General features: G+C 50.5%; 15 protein-coding genes and 1 pseudogene. 10 read left to right on the top strand and 6 right to left on the bottom strand.

Annotated features, from left to right (window positions below; genetic code table 11):
• Position 1: 1 nt before the first annotated feature.
• Genes DXA70_RS15395 through DXA70_RS07040 form a run of 4 tightly spaced genes read right to left on the bottom strand, consistent with a single transcriptional unit; the run spans position 2 to position 2,184 of the window.
• A complete protein-coding gene (locus DXA70_RS15395; RefSeq protein WP_347553516.1) occupies positions 2-193 on the bottom strand; it encodes a hypothetical protein in 192 nt (63 codons plus the stop codon).
• Positions 194-198: 5 nt separating this feature from the next.
• Positions 199-885, bottom strand: a complete 687-nt coding sequence (locus tag DXA70_RS07045) for a sugar ABC transporter permease (protein WP_347553515.1) — start codon at positions 883-885, stop codon at positions 199-201.
• On the bottom strand, positions 857-1,216 hold the full coding sequence (locus DXA70_RS15390) for a hypothetical protein (protein ID WP_347553514.1): 360 nt from the start codon (positions 1,214-1,216) through the stop codon (positions 857-859). Before DXA70_RS15390 ends, DXA70_RS07045 begins: the two co-directional genes overlap by 29 nt.
• Positions 1,213-2,184 carry a sugar ABC transporter substrate-binding protein gene (locus DXA70_RS07040; protein WP_347553513.1) on the bottom strand — a complete coding sequence of 324 codons (972 nt, stop codon included), beginning with the start codon at positions 2,182-2,184 and terminating at the stop codon, positions 1,213-1,215. The genes DXA70_RS15390 and DXA70_RS07040 overlap by 4 nt, the downstream gene beginning before the upstream one ends.
• 352 nt (positions 2,185-2,536) lie before the next feature.
• On the opposite strand from DXA70_RS07040, the gene DXA70_RS07035 reads away from it, so the two are divergent.
• Positions 2,537-3,373 carry an AraC family transcriptional regulator gene (locus DXA70_RS07035; protein WP_347553512.1) on the top strand — a complete coding sequence of 279 codons (837 nt, stop codon included), beginning with the start codon at positions 2,537-2,539 and terminating at the stop codon, positions 3,371-3,373.
• A 109-nt stretch (positions 3,374-3,482) separates the two neighbouring features.
• Here the strand turns inward: DXA70_RS07035 and DXA70_RS07030 are convergent.
• Together DXA70_RS07030 and DXA70_RS07025 are read right to left on the bottom strand one after the other, a co-directional pair.
• A pseudogene (locus tag DXA70_RS07030) lies at positions 3,483-3,725 on the bottom strand (DUF6061 family protein); the annotation flags it as partial.
• 191 nt (positions 3,726-3,916) lie between these two features.
• Positions 3,917-5,395: a recombinase family protein gene (locus tag DXA70_RS07025; RefSeq protein WP_128118044.1), complete on the bottom strand. Its 1,479-nt coding sequence runs from the start codon at positions 5,393-5,395 to the stop codon at positions 3,917-3,919.
• A gap of 521 nt (positions 5,396-5,916) precedes the next feature.
• On the opposite strand from DXA70_RS07025, the gene DXA70_RS07020 reads away from it, so the two are divergent.
• The 9 genes from DXA70_RS07020 to DXA70_RS06980 all read left to right on the top strand — a co-directional run bounded on the left by DXA70_RS07020 (position 5,917) and on the right by DXA70_RS06980 (position 16,792).
• Complete coding sequence (locus DXA70_RS07020) at positions 5,917-6,924, top strand: amidohydrolase family protein (protein WP_128118043.1); 1,008 nt, start codon at positions 5,917-5,919, stop codon at positions 6,922-6,924.
• Between the two features lie 12 nt (positions 6,925-6,936).
• Complete coding sequence (locus tag DXA70_RS07015; protein WP_128118042.1) at positions 6,937-8,187, top strand: hypothetical protein; 1,251 nt, start codon at positions 6,937-6,939, stop codon at positions 8,185-8,187.
• A gap of 52 nt (positions 8,188-8,239) precedes the next feature.
• The gene (locus tag DXA70_RS07010; RefSeq protein WP_128118041.1) at positions 8,240-9,067 is read left to right on the top strand and encodes a helix-turn-helix domain-containing protein; all 828 of its coding nucleotides are present in this window, start codon (positions 8,240-8,242) and stop codon (positions 9,065-9,067) included.
• 51 nt (positions 9,068-9,118) lie between these two features.
• Entirely contained in the window at positions 9,119-10,474 is a 1,356-nt protein-coding gene (locus DXA70_RS07005; RefSeq protein ID WP_128118040.1) for a flavin oxidoreductase/NADH oxidase, read from the top strand.
• Positions 10,475-10,489: 15 nt separating this feature from the next.
• Positions 10,490-11,257: a 3-ketoacyl-ACP reductase gene (locus DXA70_RS07000; protein ID WP_128118039.1), complete on the top strand. Its 768-nt coding sequence runs from the start codon at positions 10,490-10,492 to the stop codon at positions 11,255-11,257.
• A 13-nt stretch (positions 11,258-11,270) separates the two neighbouring features.
• Complete coding sequence (locus DXA70_RS06995; protein WP_128118038.1) at positions 11,271-13,220, top strand: FAD-binding protein; 1,950 nt, start codon at positions 11,271-11,273, stop codon at positions 13,218-13,220.
• Between the two features lie 88 nt (positions 13,221-13,308).
• Complete coding sequence (locus DXA70_RS06990) at positions 13,309-14,109, top strand: SDR family oxidoreductase (protein ID WP_128118037.1); 801 nt, start codon at positions 13,309-13,311, stop codon at positions 14,107-14,109.
• 741 nt (positions 14,110-14,850) lie between these two features.
• Positions 14,851-15,285, top strand: coding sequence for a plasmid mobilization relaxosome protein MobC (gene mobC / locus DXA70_RS06985; RefSeq protein WP_128118036.1), 435 nt, complete (start codon positions 14,851-14,853; stop codon positions 15,283-15,285).
• Positions 15,257-16,792, top strand: a complete 1,536-nt coding sequence (locus tag DXA70_RS06980; protein WP_128118035.1) for a relaxase/mobilization nuclease domain-containing protein — start codon at positions 15,257-15,259, stop codon at positions 16,790-16,792. Before mobC ends, DXA70_RS06980 begins: the two co-directional genes overlap by 29 nt.
• The last annotated feature ends 7 nt before the right edge of the window (positions 16,793-16,799 follow it).

The raw sequence follows: 16,799 nt of genomic DNA, 5'->3' as shown, positions 1-16,799 counted from the left end.
TTTACACCTCGTAATTGACCCACTTCTTCTGACCGATGAACTGCACCAGCGTGACCAGACCGATCAGCAGCACGGTCCACACCACAATGGCCGATGCGTAGCCCTTATTGCCGGCAACAAAGCTCTCGCGGTAGAACAGGTACATCAGGCTCTGTGCGCTGGTCAGCGCAGGGTTCGTCTGCTCCACCATCATGTAGATCAGATCGTAGACCTCAGGGAAGCCATCAGGCGCATGATGAGCACCACAAACAGGGTGGGCGACACCATGGGCAGCGTAATGCTGAAGAACTGGCGGATCTTGGATGCGCCGTCCAGCTCGGCGGCTTCGTACAGGGACTGGGAAATGTTCTGGATGCCGGACAGCAGCAGCACGGCATCGTAGCCGATGGAGCTCCAGATGGAAACGATGGCACAGGTGACCAGAACGATCTTGGGGTCGGTCAGCCAGCGGATGTTCGCGCCAAGGACCTGATTCAGAATGCCGTACTCCGCATTGAAAATCCACTTCCAGACCATTGCAACCGCAGCAGGAGCCACCACCATGGGCAGGAAGAAGATGGCGCGGAAGGCGGTTTTGCCCTTGATCTTTGCGTTCAGCAGCACTGCCACGATCAGCGCCAGAAAAACGCCCACCGGCACAGTGAGGATGCAGAAGTAGATGGAGTTCCAGTTTGCCTTCCAGAATTCCGCATTGCGGAACATTTCAAGGTAGTTTTCCAGACCGCAGAACTGATAGGCTCCAAAGGCTTTCGTCTTGGAAAAACTCATGTAGATGGTCTGGAAGAACGGGATAATATTCAGGATCATCAGACCGAGGATGGTGGGAGCTATCATCAAAAGTCCCCAGAAACGTCCATCACGGCCCAGTTTGGATGTGCTTTTCATTTGGTTCCTCCCAAGCTGCATTTTCAGCCCGCGCTCGCCTGATCCACAATGTCCTGCATCTTCTGCAGCCGGTTTCGATATCCTCGGTACCTGCGTAGATCTTCAGCAGCTCATCATTGACCTTGCTCTTCCACTCCGGGCGAGAGGCGTTGTTGACGCTCTGAATGCTGTACTCAAACATCTCAATGAAGCACTGGATATTGATGGGATACTCTGCAAAGCAGCCAGCCCAGGTATCCTCCAGACCCTGATAGGCAGGGATGGCCGCACCGCTTTCGCCCTGAATGCGCTGGCCCTCCTCGCTGCCGAAGAACTTCAGGATATCCTTCACGGTATCCAGATTTTTGTTGCTGGCAGCAGTCGCGTAGCACAAACCGTTGGAGATGGTGGCACGGCCATCTCCGCTTTCCGGGTCGGGGCACTTGGCAGAACAGCCACATCCCACTTGCCCACCATTTCGGGGTAGTTCTGCAGCTCGGCAAGGATGTTCCAGTCGCCTTCCAGGAACATTGCGCCCTTCTCGGAGAAGAATGCAGTGCCGGGAGCAGTCTCGGCAAAGTAGGTCTGGTCCGGGCACCAGTCGTTCTGCTGGAGACCGATGTAGAACTTCATTGCCTTTTCGGTGGCAGGCTGGGTAAAGCCCGCCTTGGTCTTGTCCTCGTTCAGGATGTAGCCGCCAGCCTGATACACAAAGTTCCAGTAGCCAAGCTGGTCGTCGGCGTATGCCATATAGCCGTACTTGCCGGTGGCAGCGTAGATCTTCTCGGATGCGCTGACCAGATCGTCCCAAGTCCAGTTCTCGTCCGGGTAAGCAACACCGGCAGCATCGAACATCTCCTTGTTATACACCAGACCAACCGTGTCCTTGTCCTTGGGGACTGCATACAGGGTACCGTTGGAGCCCATGGCGTTGGACAGCGAGATCTCCGAGAACTTGTCCTTCTCCACAATGTCGGAGCAATCTGCCAGAATCCCGTTGTCGGCATACTTCAGCAGCTCGTTGGTGTGCATCCAGAAAATATCCGGCATCTGGTTGCTGGTGGCTGCAGCCTCCAGCTTGGTCCAGTATTCGTTCCAGCTGGTGACCTGCACCTCAATGCTGACATCCGGGTGCTGCTGGGTGTAGGCCGCACACATAGCCTCCATGCCTTCTTTCTGTGCAACGTCCCAGATCTGGAAAGTCAGTGCCTTCTTGCCGCCGGAAGAACCGCTGCCGCTGTTGCCGCCGCAGGCTGCCAGCATGGATGCGGCGCTCATTGCCGCCATTGCCTTTACGAATTGTCTGCGAGAGATCTTCATTTTTGTTCTCCTCCAAAGTCATTATTCCGTAGTGTGATCTTCGTATGGTGTTGCACCGGCCGGGGCGATTTTTCCTGCTTTTGTTAACTCTTACAAAAGCAGCGAGAAAATTTTGTGCATCATCACATTGCACAGTTTCTTTTCTCTTGTTGTGCCATTATTATACTATCTGCCGGTGATTTCGTAAATGCAAAAATGCGACTTGTTATATCTCAATTTGAATGAATACTACGAATTATGTTGAAGTCATCACGCATTTTGGTATATAATAAGAAAAAGCGGACGGGAGGCATCTTGTATGCAAGAATGTATAAAAAGAAACGTATCAACGGAAACAAAATTAAGGTTCCATGTGTTTCAGGATGAGCGATTCGTCGATCTCAACTTATACCAATATGGCTGGGAGCAGACAGAGCCTCTGCACTCCTATGGTCCCCATGCCCGCAACCACTATCTGTTCCACTATGTCATCTCCGGCAAAGGGTTGCTGTTTGCAAACGAGCAGGAATACGCCATCGAGGGCGGGCATGGTTTTCTGATCGCTCCTGGTCAGGTCACCACCTACCGTGCCGATGAACAGGATCCGTGGGAATACACATGGATCGAGTTTGACGGTCTGCGTGCCCACGAAGCCCTGAACCTTGCAGGCATCAGCGGACAGAACCCTGTGTACTCGCCTGCAAGCGCCAAAGCCGGGCAGCTGTTGCAGGAGCAGATGCTCTTCCTTGTAAATCACAGTCAGGACAGCCCCATGCGCCAGATCGGCTACGGCTTTCTGTTTCTGGATCAGCTTGTACAGTCCTCTGCCTCCCATCAGGCACAAAGTCCCCGCCGCCTGCGGGACTTCTATATGAAAGAGGCGCTGTCCTTCATCGAGCAGCATTACAGCGAGGACATTTCCATCGAGGATATCTCCTCTTTCTGCGGGCTGAACCGCAGCTATTTCAGCAAGGTGTTCCGGGATACCATGGGCGAAAGCCCGCAGGGGTTCCTGCTGCACTACCGCATGGCACGGGCGGCACAGCTGCTGACCGAAAGCCGCCTGCCCATCAGCACCATCAGCACCATGGTCAGCTATCCCAATCAGCTTCACTTTTCCCGTGCGTTCAAAAATGTATACGGCATCAGCCACGGGACTATCGTGCAAAGCATCTTGCGCTATAAAAATCGGTCTCATTCTCCGCTATAGGCCTTTCGTTTTTTCCGATATATAAAAACACCCCATTTGTCAGACCGAATACCGTCGGACAAATGGGGTGTTGTTCATTCAGGGGCGCACCCTGTTTTTTATTTTGCCTTTAATCTTCTAACCAATGGCTCCCGGTTATGGTTTTCAAGTATTTCTCCGGGTCACCGTTCAGAATCAAATCCGCATAGCCCAGCGGGTCATTGTAGATGAGGTAGTCCAACTCCGACCTCTGCGCCATGGTCACGTCCAGTGCATCCTCGACCCCGGTGCAGTCGATGGAAATTTTTCTCCCATCCCGGAGCAGCAGCTCCACGCAGCCGGTATCCATGTTGAAATGGCAAGTCCTCTTATCCGCACTTCACGGGAGTCCTCTTGTTAGACATTCCTAAATCTCTAGGAACCGCGCACTAAGCAACAGCCCGCTGGGCTGATTGCTTACCCTGCTGCGCAGGGCCGTGCTGTTCAAGTCCTCTTATCCGCTGTAGAGTGTTTCCAAAAGGACTACTGCAAAAGAAAAGAGACAGCCTTTTTGGAAAGCTGTCTCTAAAGTGCAGGAATGCAATCCAAATCCGAACCATTTCTCTTTGATGTTGCTTCTGCAACATTTTCAAACGTGATGGTCTGTGTACCTTCTTTATAGTTGAAGGTTATCAAAACCTTATCATCATACAGGTAAATCGCATTGATGAACGTATCCACCAACGCTTGCCGCTGGTCTTTCAGGCGCATATCCAGCTTGCGGAAACGCAGCAGCCAGAACCGGATGAACTCTTCGGTTACTTTCGGCTTTGCCAGCTTTTCCTCTGCAATGCGGGCTTCAAGCTCCCGCTTGGTTTCTTCGAGTTGCTCCAATCGCTCCTTGGTGGAACTGGTCAGGATGCCCGCCTGAATCGCATTGAGCATATTCTGGATACCCGATTCCGCATCCCGGAGCTGCTTTTCATAGAGGGGAAGGTTGGTGTTCTCCCGGTCTTGCAGCTCCATGACCTTAGCGATAATGGATTCCATGGCGGCATCATCCCGGACAAGCTGCATCGTCTGGTTCACTACCAGATCTTCCAGCCACTGTTTGCGGACGGTCTTTTTCTTACAGCCCTTGTGCTTTTTTGCGGTAGCACATTTATAATAACGATGAACTTCGCCCGTCCGGCTCGTACCGCTTTCGCCAAACATCAGCGCACCGCAGTAACCGCAGTGCAGCTTGGTGGTCAGCAGGTAATCATCCTCTGCCTTTCTCCGGGCAGGGGGTTTCTTGTTTTTCAACATCTTCTTCTGCACATCGTCGAAAAGTTCCACCGACACGATAGGCGGAATCGCATCGGGAATCAGGATGTCACGGTATTTCAGTTCTCCGATGTAGCGGCGGTTGCTCAGCATATGTTGGATGGTATTGAAAGTCATCGGCCCGCCACGCTTGTTTTTGATGCCCTTTTCATTGAGCCAGTCCCGAATTTCCCGCATGGTCTGACCATCGTTATACCGCTGAAACGTCTCAGCTACAAACGGCGCAGTCATCGGATCAATCTCAAAATGGCGGTCTGCATTGATGGTATATCCAAAGGGGATAGCACCGCCGGTAAACTTGCCCTTGAGGGCATTTTCCGTCATGCCGCGAATGACCTTTTCCGAAAGGTCAGCGGAGTAGTATTCTGCATAGCCCTCCAGCACTGATTCCAGAATGATACCCTCTGGCCCTTCTGAGATGATCTCAGTGGCCGAGACAAGCTTGACACTATTCTTCTTCAGCTGAGTTTTATACCGGGCACTATCGTAGCGGTTCCGGGCAAAGCGGTCAAGCTTCCAGACCAGTACAATGTCAAACAGCTTCTTGTCGCTGTCCTTTATCATCTGCTGGAACTCCGGGCGGTTGTCCGTTTTTGCAGAGATTGCCCGGTCAATATAGTGTTTGACCACCGTAAGGTCGTTCTTCTCCGCATAGGCGGTGCATTCCCGGATCTGGCCCTCGATGGATTCTTCGCGCTGGTTGTCACTGGAATAGCGGGCATAGATCACGGCGGTCATGGCAAGCACCTCACTTTATACATCATTCAAAGCATTGTTTCGTATAATGTATATACCACAGATTTATAGATTTGTAAAGACTTACATTCGAGAGCGGATTCAGCTCAGCACACTTTCTGGGATACAAAAGCCTTCCATAAAACAGGAAAGTCCAAAAATCGCGCAGAAAATGTAAAACAGTTTTGTCCCAGTATTAAATCCCTTTCCAAAGTAAAAAGTAAAGATGGACAAAATTTTAACGGTGGATTTGGTCAACTATTCTAAAACTCAGGATAACGGTCGGCTTTTTCATACATGCCATTGGATATTGTGTGCAAAAAGAACGTTCCTTCATTGAGCATTGTGAACAATAAAAAATAGAGCAACACAGAGGATACAGTTTTGTGCAAATCCATGTCATAATAATCAGAGAAAAAGAGAAGTCGTTCATGATAAGATTGGTGTGTCAGAACAAAGATTCTGCTATCCGGAGAGCAGAGCCTTTGAAAACAGGATATTCCAATTTATGAAAGGAAAGCACTATGAAGTCGATTGACGTATTTTGCCATCTGATGCCGCCTGAATATGCGAAGATCTGTATGGCAGAAGCTCCCAACAAATCGCATATGTTTGTCCGTGCACTGAAAGTCCCTTCCATGTCCAACATGGAAAGTCGGAATGAGGTGCTGAAAGAATTCCCCGGTTACAAGCAGATTCCCAACATCGTGTCGCCTCCGGTTGAAACTTTTGCTGGACCGGACAAGTCCCCCAGGCTGGCAGCAATCGGCAATGATGAAATCAAAAAAATCGTCGAGGCTAACCCGGAATTCTACGAAGGCTTCATCGCTGGAATCCCGTTCAATAACGTGCAGGCATCGGTTGAAGAAATCAAGCGTGTCAAAGATATGGGTGCAAAGGGCATTCAGATTTACACTCATATGAATGGGGAAGCCATTGACACAGAAAAATATTGGCCGATTTATGAAGCCTGTGAAAAGTACGATTTGCCGATCCTTATTCACCCGGTGGGTGGTCAGATGGTTCCGGAGTTTCCGACGGAAGAACGTTCTAAATATGAGCTGTGGTTCACAATTGGCTGGCCCTATCAGACCACGGTTGCCATGATGCGTCTGGCATTCTCTGGAATTTTTGAGGACTTTCCCAACATTAAAATCGTGACCCATCATGTTGGTGCAATGATTCCCATGCTCGAAGGGCGTATCGAAAATGGTCTGAAGATGTATGGTGGACGCACTGCGCCTGAGCTGAGGGATGAGCTGACCCGCACAAAAATGAAGGGTGCACCCATTGATACGATTCGTAAGTTTTATGCGGACACTGCTTCCTTTGGATCCACATCTGCCATCCGAGCTGGTATTGACTTCTTTGGTGTGGATCATATCGTGTTCGCTACCGACATGCCCTTTGACCCGGAACAGGGTCCCGGTTACATTGACCGTACCTTGAAGTGCATTGACGAACTGAATCTGAACGATGCAAACAAAGCGGCAATTCTGCATGGTAATGCACAACGGTTATTCCATGTGTGAGGAGGAATAAATATGGCAACGTTGATTTCGGTTCTTACAAATCAATTCTTTCTGATCTTTTTGGCGATTGCGCTCGGTTTGGCACTGGGCAAAATCAAAATCGGAAATTTTTCTCTTGGCGTTTCCGGCGGCATCTTTTCTGGTATCGTGATTGGCTTCATCGCTCAGACTTGGGCAAAGGGTGTACAGGAGGGCGAACTTGGCTACTCCAGTGCAACGAGTGTGCTTAAGACTGGTGTTGTCAGCAATCTGTTCTTTACATTCTTTCTGATGCTGTTCCTTGTCTCCATCGGCATGAAGGTGGGCAGCGGAATTGGTGCAATCTTCAAAAAATATGGCATCAAATTTGTTATCATCGGTGCGATGATCCCTGTTATTTCGATGATCGTCTCGCTGGTTGCGTATCATTTCGTTCTGAAGGGAAGTCCTTCTGTTACTGAATTTGAAACCATCGGTATGTTTGCCGGTGCTATGACTTCCACACCCGCTTACGGCACAGCACTGGATGCAGCTGGCCATGTTGTTTCCGGAGAAGCACTGGAAGCAGCCTCGTCTGCAATCAGTCTTGGGTATACCGTTGCATTCCCAATCGGCGTTCTGGTAATCGTTATTATGATCTCTTTTCTGCCAAAGCTCTTCGGCATTGATGTGGCCGCTGAGAAAGCCGCATACGAGCTGGAGCTGCAGTCAGATGTCTCGAACGAGAAAAAGCTGAAAGACGGTCCTCTGGATTTCATGGTTCTTGCCTTTGTCGCAGCGATCGGTATTCTCATCGGCAACATCAAAATCCCTCTTGGCAGTTTTGGAGAGTTTTCTCTTGGTGCTGCGGGCGGTATTCTGGTCTCTGCGCTTGTGTTCAGCTATATTGGCAAAATCGGTCCTGTCAACTTCCGTATGGATCAGAAAGCACTCGGTACGCTGTATCAGACTGGCCTGACATTCTTTATGGCAGTTGTTGGTCTGCGCTACGGTTACGATGTGGTCAATTCCCTGATGGGTTCGGGTCTGCAGTTGGCAATCGTTGCAATCTTTGTGGAAGCAATCGCGGTGCTCATTGCTTTCATCATTGGTCACAAGGTCTTTAAGATCAACTGGATCATTCTTAGCGGTGCGATTGCTGGCGGCTGTACTTCTGCACCGGGACTGGGTGCTGCAATCAGTGCCACTGGCTCCGAGGAACCCACCGCAGGTTACGGCGCAGCACAGCCTTTTGCGATTCTGGCAAATGTTTTGCTCGCCACATTGTTCTTTAATATTGTATAATAGACTTAACCGCAGACAGAAAGAGAAACTGCAACGTTAAGGAGAAATACTTATGGAAGATGTCCGGATTGAACACAGATATAACGCGTCTCATTTCAAACTCGATAACCATTATGAGAATGTCTACCAGATGCTGCTTATTACAAATGGTCGCATCCGCTATCGGGTAGGGAACAAAACCTACGAGACTGGTCGCGGCGGTGTGATTGTATTGAGCACACTGGAAGAGCATGAGCTGGAGGTGTTGGAGTATCCCTATGAGCGCTACCTGATCCGTGTTCAGCCGGACTTTTTCCAGAATGAAGTAAAATATCCGGAAGTGATTGCAGCGTTTATCAAGAGGCCTCCTAATTTCTCTCATCTTCTCACGGTGTCGGAGCCGATCTGGAATTATCTGTACGATATCGTTCTGGAAATGGAACGAGAGTACAACAACAAGAAAAAATACTGGGAACTTTATGTAGGAGCCGATTTGCGCCGGATATTCATAATAATCTACCGTGAATGTGCAGATATCATGGCAATGAAAGTCGGACACAGCGTTACAGTGGCATATAACATTATGAATTACATCAACCATCATTTTACTGAGGAAATCACGGTTGATAAAATTGCCGCAGAGCTATTTCTGAACAAAAACTACATTGCTCATGTGTTCAAGGATGAAACCGGTCACACGCTGATCGGATATGCGATCCTTCTGCGCATCAACCGTGCAAAGATACTTCTGACGAAAACAGACAAAAGTATCACGCAGATTGCCGCAGAATGTGGATACGATGATTTTACCTATTTTTCCCGGCAGTTCAAGAAATCCACCAACATGACACCCAGAGATTACCGCAAAGAGTACGCAGATCATGGTGAAGCTGAAGAATAACAACGTACAGGAACTCTTTCCGCCTGCCCAGATTTATGAGGTAACATACAAATGTCACATGAAAGATTTCACTACAAATCGCTTGCTGAAGTGAAAGAAAAGGCTTCGGAACTGGGTGTTTCGCTTCCATTTGCCGAAGACACCACAATTCTGGCACAGCCGCTGAAGGTGCGTGATATCACATTCCCGAATCGTCTGGGCATCGCTCCCATGGAAGGCGCCGATTCCACACCGGCAGGTGCGCCGTCTGATTATACGATTCGCCGTTATGTCAATGAAGCAATTGGCGGAAGTTCGGTGATCTGGTTTGAGGCTATCTCCATTGTGGAAGAAGGCCGCTCATCCAAAACGCAGCTGCTCCTGACCCGCGATACGCTGGATGAGTTCAAAAAAATGACCTCCGCTGTGAAGGAAGCAGGATTAAAAGCCAACGGTTATGCACCCTATCTAATCATGCAGGCAAATCACAGCGGTCGTTACTCTAACCCCGATAACAAGCCTGCCCCGATGATCGCTTACCGTCACCCGATTCTTGAGCAATATCGCGCAGCGGATGATTCCTGCATCGTAACGGATGATTATCTGAAGAGCTTGGAAGAAAAGTTTGGTGAAGCATCTGCCCTTGCAAAAGAAGCAGGATTCGATGCAATCGACATCAAGAGCTGCCATGGCTACCTGCTGGCAGAGCTTTCCTCTGCTTATAATCGCCCCGGCGAATATGGTGGATGCTTTGAAAATCGTTTTCGTCTGCTAAAAAATGGCATTCGCGCGGCAAAGGTTCACGAAGACGAGAGCTTCATGGTCACTGCCCGCGTTGGCATCTATGACGGTTATGCCTACCCGTGGGGCTTTGGTGTCAGTCCGGAAAGCGGTGAAACACCTGACCTGACGGAGCCTGTCCGCCTCGTGCGGGAGTTGCACGATGAACTGGGCCTGGACATGGTCAACTTGACGATGGGAAATCCCTATGCCACCACGCATGTTACCCGCCCTTTTGATTTCGGCAAATATGAGCCGGATGAACACCCCTTTGTGGGTCTTTCCCGGATGATCCATGGCATCGGTGAGGTAAAAAAAGCTGTTCCTGCAATGACCGTCTGGGCATCCGCTCCCAGTTATCTGCGCGCCTATGCAGACTTGTTCACTGCCGGTGCAGTTGAACAGGGATTGTGTGATGGTATGCTGTTTGGTCGCATGGCATTTGCCGATCCGGATTTTGCAAATGAAATCGTCAAAAAAGGCCGCATCGACCCCAACCGTGTTTGCCTGACCTGCGGAAAGTGCGGAGACTTAATCCGCGCCCACAAGCCTACCGGCTGTGTGATCCGCGACAATAAGACGTTTATGCCCTTTTACAAGGAATTTCTCGAAATCAAAAAGACACAGCCTGCAAATTTCCGTGGCTGAGAAAGGATGCTTCTTATGAAAAAGACCGCAGTCGTTACAGGTTCCAGCCGCGGCATTGGTTTTGCGATTGCAAAACAGCTGGGCATGGATGGATATAATATTGTGATGGTCGCTACCGGGTTGCAGGAAAAGAATCAGGCGGCTCTGGATGAGTTGCAAGCCCTCGGCATTGCCTGTGCCTATGTGCAGGCAAATATCGGGAATCAGGAAGATCGTCAGAAGATTCTGGATGGTGCTCTGGCTGCATTTGGCCGCGTGGATGTACTGGTCAACAATGCGGGCGTAGCTCCGAAGGTCCGGGCAGATCTGCTTGACATGAGCGAAGAAAGTTTTGACTATGTTGTGGGAATCAATACCAAGGGCAATATGTTCCTGACACAGTTGATTGCAAAACAAATGATTCAACAGGAACCTTTGGATGGCCGCAAGGGTGTGATCGTCAACGTATCCAGTTGCAGTTCGGTCGTATCTTCTACCAATCGTGGTGAATACTGCGTGTCCAAGGCTGGAATCTCGATGCTGACGACTCTGTATGCAGACCGTCTGGCAGCCGAAGGAATTCTGGTCAACGAGGTACGCCCCGGTGTGATCGCCACAGACATGACCAGCAAAGTACAGGGTAAGTACGACAATCTGATTGAAAAAGGAACCTTCCCCATTGCGCGCTGGGGAACACCGGAGGATGTAGCCGGTGCGGTCAGTCTGCTGTGCAGCGACCGTCTGCGGTATACTACGGGCAACTATATCGATGTAGACGGCGGTTTCCATATTCAACGCCTGTAAAAAGGAGAATCCTATGGAAAACGAAATTTTCCGCGTTGGTAACGATACTGCAAGGGTTTACCGTTGCAATACAGCTGTTGTCGGCAGCGGTGCGGCAGGATTCAATGCAGCTGACCGCCTTTGGAAACTGGGACAGCACGATATTCTGCTGATTACAGAAAACCGGATCGGTGGTACCAGCCGCAACACAGGAAGCGACAAGCAGACCTATTACAAGCTGACACTTTCCGGCGGCGACCCGGACAGTGTGCGTGAAATGGCACAGACGCTTTATGAGGGCCGCTGTGTAGATGGTGACATCGCATTGTGCGAAGCTGCGCTTTCTACACAGTGCTTCCTGAAACTTGTTGAACTTGGTGTGCCGTTTCCTCGGAATCGGTATGGCGAATATATCGGCTATAAAACGGACCATGATCCACGCCGCCGTGCTACCAGTGTTGGACCGTACACCAGCAAACAGATGACCGAATGTCTGGAACGTGCCGTACAAAATGATGGTGTACCTGTACTGGACAAAATGCAGGTCATTCGTGTGCTGAGTGAGAATGATACTGTTTGCGGACTGCTTTGCCTGAATGCTGCGGCGCAGGATGATGCTGAACGCTTTGTGCTGATCCGCTGTAAAAATGTGATCTACGCGACCGGTGGCCCAGCAGGAATGTATGCAGACAGTGTATATCCGTTCAGCCAATACGGTGCAACAGGATTGGCATTAGAGGCGGGGGCAAAAGGAAAAAATCTGACAGAATGGCAGTATGGCCTTGCTTCTGTTGCGCCGCGCTGGAATGTTTCAGGTACTTATATGCAGGTGTTGCCGCGCGTCTATTCCACAGAATCAGACGGCAGTGACGAAAAAGAATTTCTGATGGATTTCTTCAACGATGTCCACGATATGCTCAGCAAACTGTTTTTGAAAGGCTATCAGTGGCCGTTTGATGTTCGCAAAGTGGCAGATGGAAGTTCTATCATTGATATTCTGGTTTACCTTGAAAGCTGCAAGGGCCGCAGGGTTTTTCTGGATTACCGTACAAATCCTGTGAGTGGAGCATTCGATTATAAGTCCCTGCTGCCAGAAGCAAGGGCTTATCTTGAAAAAGCGGGAGCCTGTTTCGGTACACCAATCGAACGTCTGGCACACATGAACCAACCTGCAATCGACTTCTATCGGGATAAAGGCGTGGATCTGTACACTCAGCCGCTTGAAATCGCTCTCTGTGCGCAGCACAACAACGGCGGATTGGGAATCGACTGCTGGTGGCAGACCAATGTAAAAAGTCTGTTTGCCGTAGGCGAAGTGGCAGCCAGCCATGGCGTTTACCGTCCGGGCGGCACTGCATTGAATGCCGGACAGGTTGGCAGCACCCGTGCAGCGCAATATATTGCGGCGCGTTGTCAGGGAGAGGCTCCGGACTGCTTTGATACGGCAGCTGCGTCGGCACTGAAAGAAATGAGTGAACTGGCAAATTCCTGCACGGCAGAAACCGGCAATGTGCGGACATTATGGAAACAGGCTTCTGCCGCTATGAGCCGCTGCGGAGCGGCAATCCGTGATGAAGAACAGATTCGTGAATACTGCAAGGTCGTACAGACGCAACTGAAAAATTTTCACACGATCGTGAGGGTTTCCAATCGCGGAGAACTCGCAATGGCGTATCGGCTGCGCGATATGCTTCTGAGTCAACAAGCCTACCTGACAGCGATGGTGGATTACAGAGCACATGGTGGAAAAAGTCGGGGCAGTGCGCTTTACACCGACAGGAAAAATGGAACAAAGCCATTTGCACATCTTCCAGATACGTTTACGTTCGCGCTGGATAAAAACGAACAACCGCTGATTCAGGAATTGCGGTACGAAAATGGTATTTGCAAAACCGACTGGAGAGAGCCGCGCTCTATCCCGGAGGATGATGATTTCTTTGAAAATGTATGGCGAAGCTATCGTGAAACAGGAAATATCCAATAATATACTGGATATCGACTGAATCTATGGTGTTGAACTTCGGCATAAAAAATTCAAACGCTCTGAATTGATTTGACGAGAGGTTTATACGATGGGCTTTTTAACTGGAAAAACTGCAATCATTACAGGTGCAGGACGTGCTGTTCTGCAAGATGGAAGCTGCGGCTCCATCGGCTATGGAATCGCCACAGCTTATGCCAAAGAGGGTGCAAACCTTGTTATCACTGGTAGAAATCTGAAAAAGCTGGAAGATGCCAAGCAGGAGCTGGAAGGCAACTACGGAATCAAAGTCCTGCCCGTGCAGGCGGATGTCTGTGCAGGCGGGGACAATGAAGCTGTCGTTGCAAATGTTGTCCGACAGGCTGTGGATGCTTTTGGTGGGATTCAGGTGCTTATCAACAACGCACAGGCATCGGCTTCCGGAGTACCGTTGGCACAGCACACCACGCAACAGTTTGATCTGGCCCTTTACTCTGGCCTTTATGCAGCGTTCTATTATATGAAAGCATGCTATCCCTACCTGAAAGAATCGCATGGCAGCGTGATCAATTTTGCTTCCGGCGCAGGTCTGTTCGGCAATTTCGGACAGAGCGCCTACGCTGCTGCCAAAGAAGGCATCCGCGGCTTGTCCCGTGTCGCTGCCACCGAATGGGGCAAGGACGGTATCAATGTCAACATCGTCTGTCCGTTGGCATGGACCGCTAAGCTGGAACAATTTCAGCAAGCCTACCCGGATGCGTTCAAGGCGAATGTGAAGATGCCTCCAATGGGTCACTACGGAAATGCAGAAACTGAAATCGGACGGGTTTGCGTCCAGCTTGCCAGCCCGGACTTCAAGTTCATGTCCGGTGAAACCTTGACACTTGAAGGCGGCATGGGGCAGCGTCCGTAAAGACCTCCCCATACCAAACCCCGATCCAGTACAGTTTTCTTTCCTTGCTGTACTATGGTCGGGGTTTCTTTTATAAGTCCTACTTCTACCGCTTTACCGCAATAAAATTTACAAAACCATATTGACGCACCCACGCTTCCATGATACCCTTTATTCCAAATCCTGCTGACAAAAGTGGTGGTTCTCGCCGTGATAACCACCACTTTCAGCGGATGATTGCCCAGAAAGAACGTACCGCCCCGCAACACACCCGATCATTTTGCCGCCGTTTCACCCCGACAAAATCCTTCGCCTGTACTGCGTGGGCGGTATTTTTCTTTTCTGGAAACGCACCTTGAAAATTTCATGAGCCGTCCGAACGGGATACCGGCTTTTTAGCCAACGCCGCTGCACAAACAGGGGCAGGAACTTCGTTCGGAGCAAACGGTGACTCCCATACATGAGCAGAGACCTTTTACTTATTTTTTGCGCCTTAACAATTCGGAAACATTTGTCGAAAGTTGATTTTGAGCGCAGCGGTAGAGGGCAAGAACCGTCCCGTGGCCACAAATTTTCAATTCTTGAAAATGTTGTGTTCCACCGGGACTTCACTTCTTCAATGCGTCTGCATTTCCGATGTGATCTTGTTGGGCGTGCCTGCCCCAAACCCTGCTCATGGTTCGCACCTGACGGTGCGAACAGCAACGGCGTGTCGTGCTTACATAACTTCACCGAGGAGTTATCGAACAGACAGGAGGTACAATGACCAAAACGAATGTTCAACCGATTCCTAGCAATTCCCAGCACCACGACACGTCGAACAACAAAACGCACGTCATCAAGTTCCGTGTGACAGCGGAGGAAAAAGCGTCACTGGAACTCACTTGCAAACTCCTGAATCTCTCCCTCTCCACTTTTATCCGCCGCGCCATCCACAACGTCAAGATCGAGAAAACGGTCATCGTTGCTGGCAGCGGAGAAGAAACCCTGACCGCTGTTTCCACCCTGCTTGCCCAGTGCAGCAAGGTGGGCACCAACCTCAACCAGCTTGCAAGGCACTTCAATTCCGGCGGTGCGGACACCGAGCAGATTCGGGCGAAAATCCTTGACGAACTTGCAGACCTGACCGCATTTCGGCTGCACGCCGAGAAAGTTCTGGGTGAACTGTATGGCAACGCTCAAGCATATCGCCTCTAAAAACTCGGACTACACCGCCATCGAAGCGTACCTCGTTTACCAGCACGATGCGTTCACCGGGAAGCAACTTCTGGATGAACAAGGCAGACCGAAGCTGCGGGAATCCTACCTGCTCGACACCCTTGAGTGCGGCGATTTCTCGTTTGCAACGGCCTGTCTGCTGGCGAACCGCAAGTATGGTAAGAATACCCAGCATGGTGATATCAAAAGCCACCAGTATATCATCAGCTTTGACCCAAGAGATGCAGCCGACAACGGCTTGACCATGGAAAAGGCACAGGCACTTGGCCTGAAATTCTGCGAAGAAAACTTCTCAGGTCATCCCGCCATCGTCTGCACTCACCCGGATGGGCATAACCGTTCGGGAAATATCCACGTCCACATCGTGATCGGCAGCGTCCGAATGCGCGAGGTGGAACGCAAGCCCTATATGCAGAAGCCCCGCGACTGGTGCGAGGGCATGAAGCACTCCAGCACAGCCCAGACCATGCGGCACTTGCGTGTTGAGGTCATGGAACTGTGCGAGGGTGCCGGACTGTACCAGATCGACCTGCTCAACGGCTCGAAGGAGCGCGTGAGCGAAGCCGAGTATTGGGCGCGTAGGCGCGGTCAGATGAAACTTGACCGCGAGAACGCATCCCTTACCGCAACCGGACAGCATCCCCGGCAGAAGAAGTTTGAAACTGTGAAGGATACTTTACGGAGACAGATTTCGTCTGTATTGCACCGTGCCACGAGCTTTGAAGAATTTTCCGACAGGCTCTTGCAGCAGTATGGTATTGCCGTCAAGGAAAGCCGTGGGTGTCTGAGCTATCTGCCCGCTGGCAGAACGAAGTTTATCCGAGCGAAACATCTCGGTGACAAGTTCGATAAGGCGGCAGTGCTTGCCACGTTGCAGGCAAACGCCGAACGCAAACCCAAGGGACAATCCAAGCAGGATGCCATCAGGAAACTGATCGACATCCAAGCGAAGCTGAAGCAGGGCAAGGGTATCGGCTACGAGCGTTGGGCGAAAAAACACAACCTCAAAGCCATGGCACAGACCTTGATTCTCCTAGAAGAAAAGGGCTTGACTGACGAGGACGCACTCGACCAGAGAATCGCAGAGCTTGACACCAAGTTCCACGATTCGCTGGCGGTGGTGAAAGACCTCGAAGGCCGCATGAAGGTCAACAAAGAGCTGCGCTATCAGGTCGCAGCCTACGCCAGCACCAAGAGCGTCGCACAGCAGTTAAAAGCTGCAAAACGACCCGCAGCCTTTGAAGAACAGCACCGTGCAGAGCTGACAGCGCACCGGGCGGCAGCAGCCTATTTCAAGGCAAATGATATCACCAAGCTGCCCAGCCCGAAGAAACTGGAAGCCGAGTATGCGCAGCTGGCATCCGAAAAGGCAAAGTTCTACGAGCAGTACAAGGAAGCCAAGGAAGAACTGCTCAAACTGAAAACCGCAAAGCAGAATGTTGCGTCCTATTTCCGGGAGGAAGAACAGACGCAGCAGGAGAGATAAAGGAGTG

The organism is Faecalibacterium sp. OF04-11AC (assembly GCF_003460645.1).
GTDB lineage: Bacteria > Bacillota > Clostridia > Oscillospirales > Ruminococcaceae > Faecalibacterium > Faecalibacterium prausnitzii_I.
Note: the sequence above shows the minus strand (reverse complement) of the source record. Positions and strands in the feature narration are given on the sequence as shown.

Excerpts from the sequence above, each read along its gene's own strand:
- DXA70_RS07005 (WP_128118040.1), top strand. The coding sequence starts at position 9,119 with ATGTCACATGAAAGATTTCACTACAAATCGCTTGCTGAAGTGAAAGAA.
- DXA70_RS06995 (WP_128118038.1), top strand. The coding sequence starts at position 11,271 with ATGGAAAACGAAATTTTCCGCGTTGGTAACGATACTGCAAGGGTTTAC.
- DXA70_RS06990 (WP_128118037.1), top strand. The coding sequence starts at position 13,309 with ATGGGCTTTTTAACTGGAAAAACTGCAATCATTACAGGTGCAGGACGT.
- DXA70_RS07015 (WP_128118042.1), top strand. The coding sequence starts at position 6,937 with ATGGCAACGTTGATTTCGGTTCTTACAAATCAATTCTTTCTGATCTTT.
- DXA70_RS07000 (WP_128118039.1), top strand. The coding sequence starts at position 10,490 with ATGAAAAAGACCGCAGTCGTTACAGGTTCCAGCCGCGGCATTGGTTTT.
- DXA70_RS07010 (WP_128118041.1), top strand. The coding sequence starts at position 8,240 with ATGGAAGATGTCCGGATTGAACACAGATATAACGCGTCTCATTTCAAA.
- DXA70_RS07025 (WP_128118044.1), bottom strand. The coding sequence starts at position 5,395 with ATGACCGCCGTGATCTATGCCCGCTATTCCAGTGACAACCAGCGCGAA.
- DXA70_RS07045 (WP_347553515.1), bottom strand. The coding sequence starts at position 885 with ATGAAAAGCACATCCAAACTGGGCCGTGATGGACGTTTCTGGGGACTT.
- DXA70_RS15395 (WP_347553516.1), bottom strand. The coding sequence starts at position 193 with ATGATGGTGGAGCAGACGAACCCTGCGCTGACCAGCGCACAGAGCCTG.
- mobC (WP_128118036.1), top strand. The coding sequence starts at position 14,851 with ATGACCAAAACGAATGTTCAACCGATTCCTAGCAATTCCCAGCACCAC.
- DXA70_RS07020 (WP_128118043.1), top strand. The coding sequence starts at position 5,917 with ATGAAGTCGATTGACGTATTTTGCCATCTGATGCCGCCTGAATATGCG.
- DXA70_RS06980 (WP_128118035.1), top strand. The coding sequence starts at position 15,257 with ATGGCAACGCTCAAGCATATCGCCTCTAAAAACTCGGACTACACCGCC.
- DXA70_RS07040 (WP_347553513.1), bottom strand. The coding sequence starts at position 2,184 with ATGAAGATCTCTCGCAGACAATTCGTAAAGGCAATGGCGGCAATGAGC.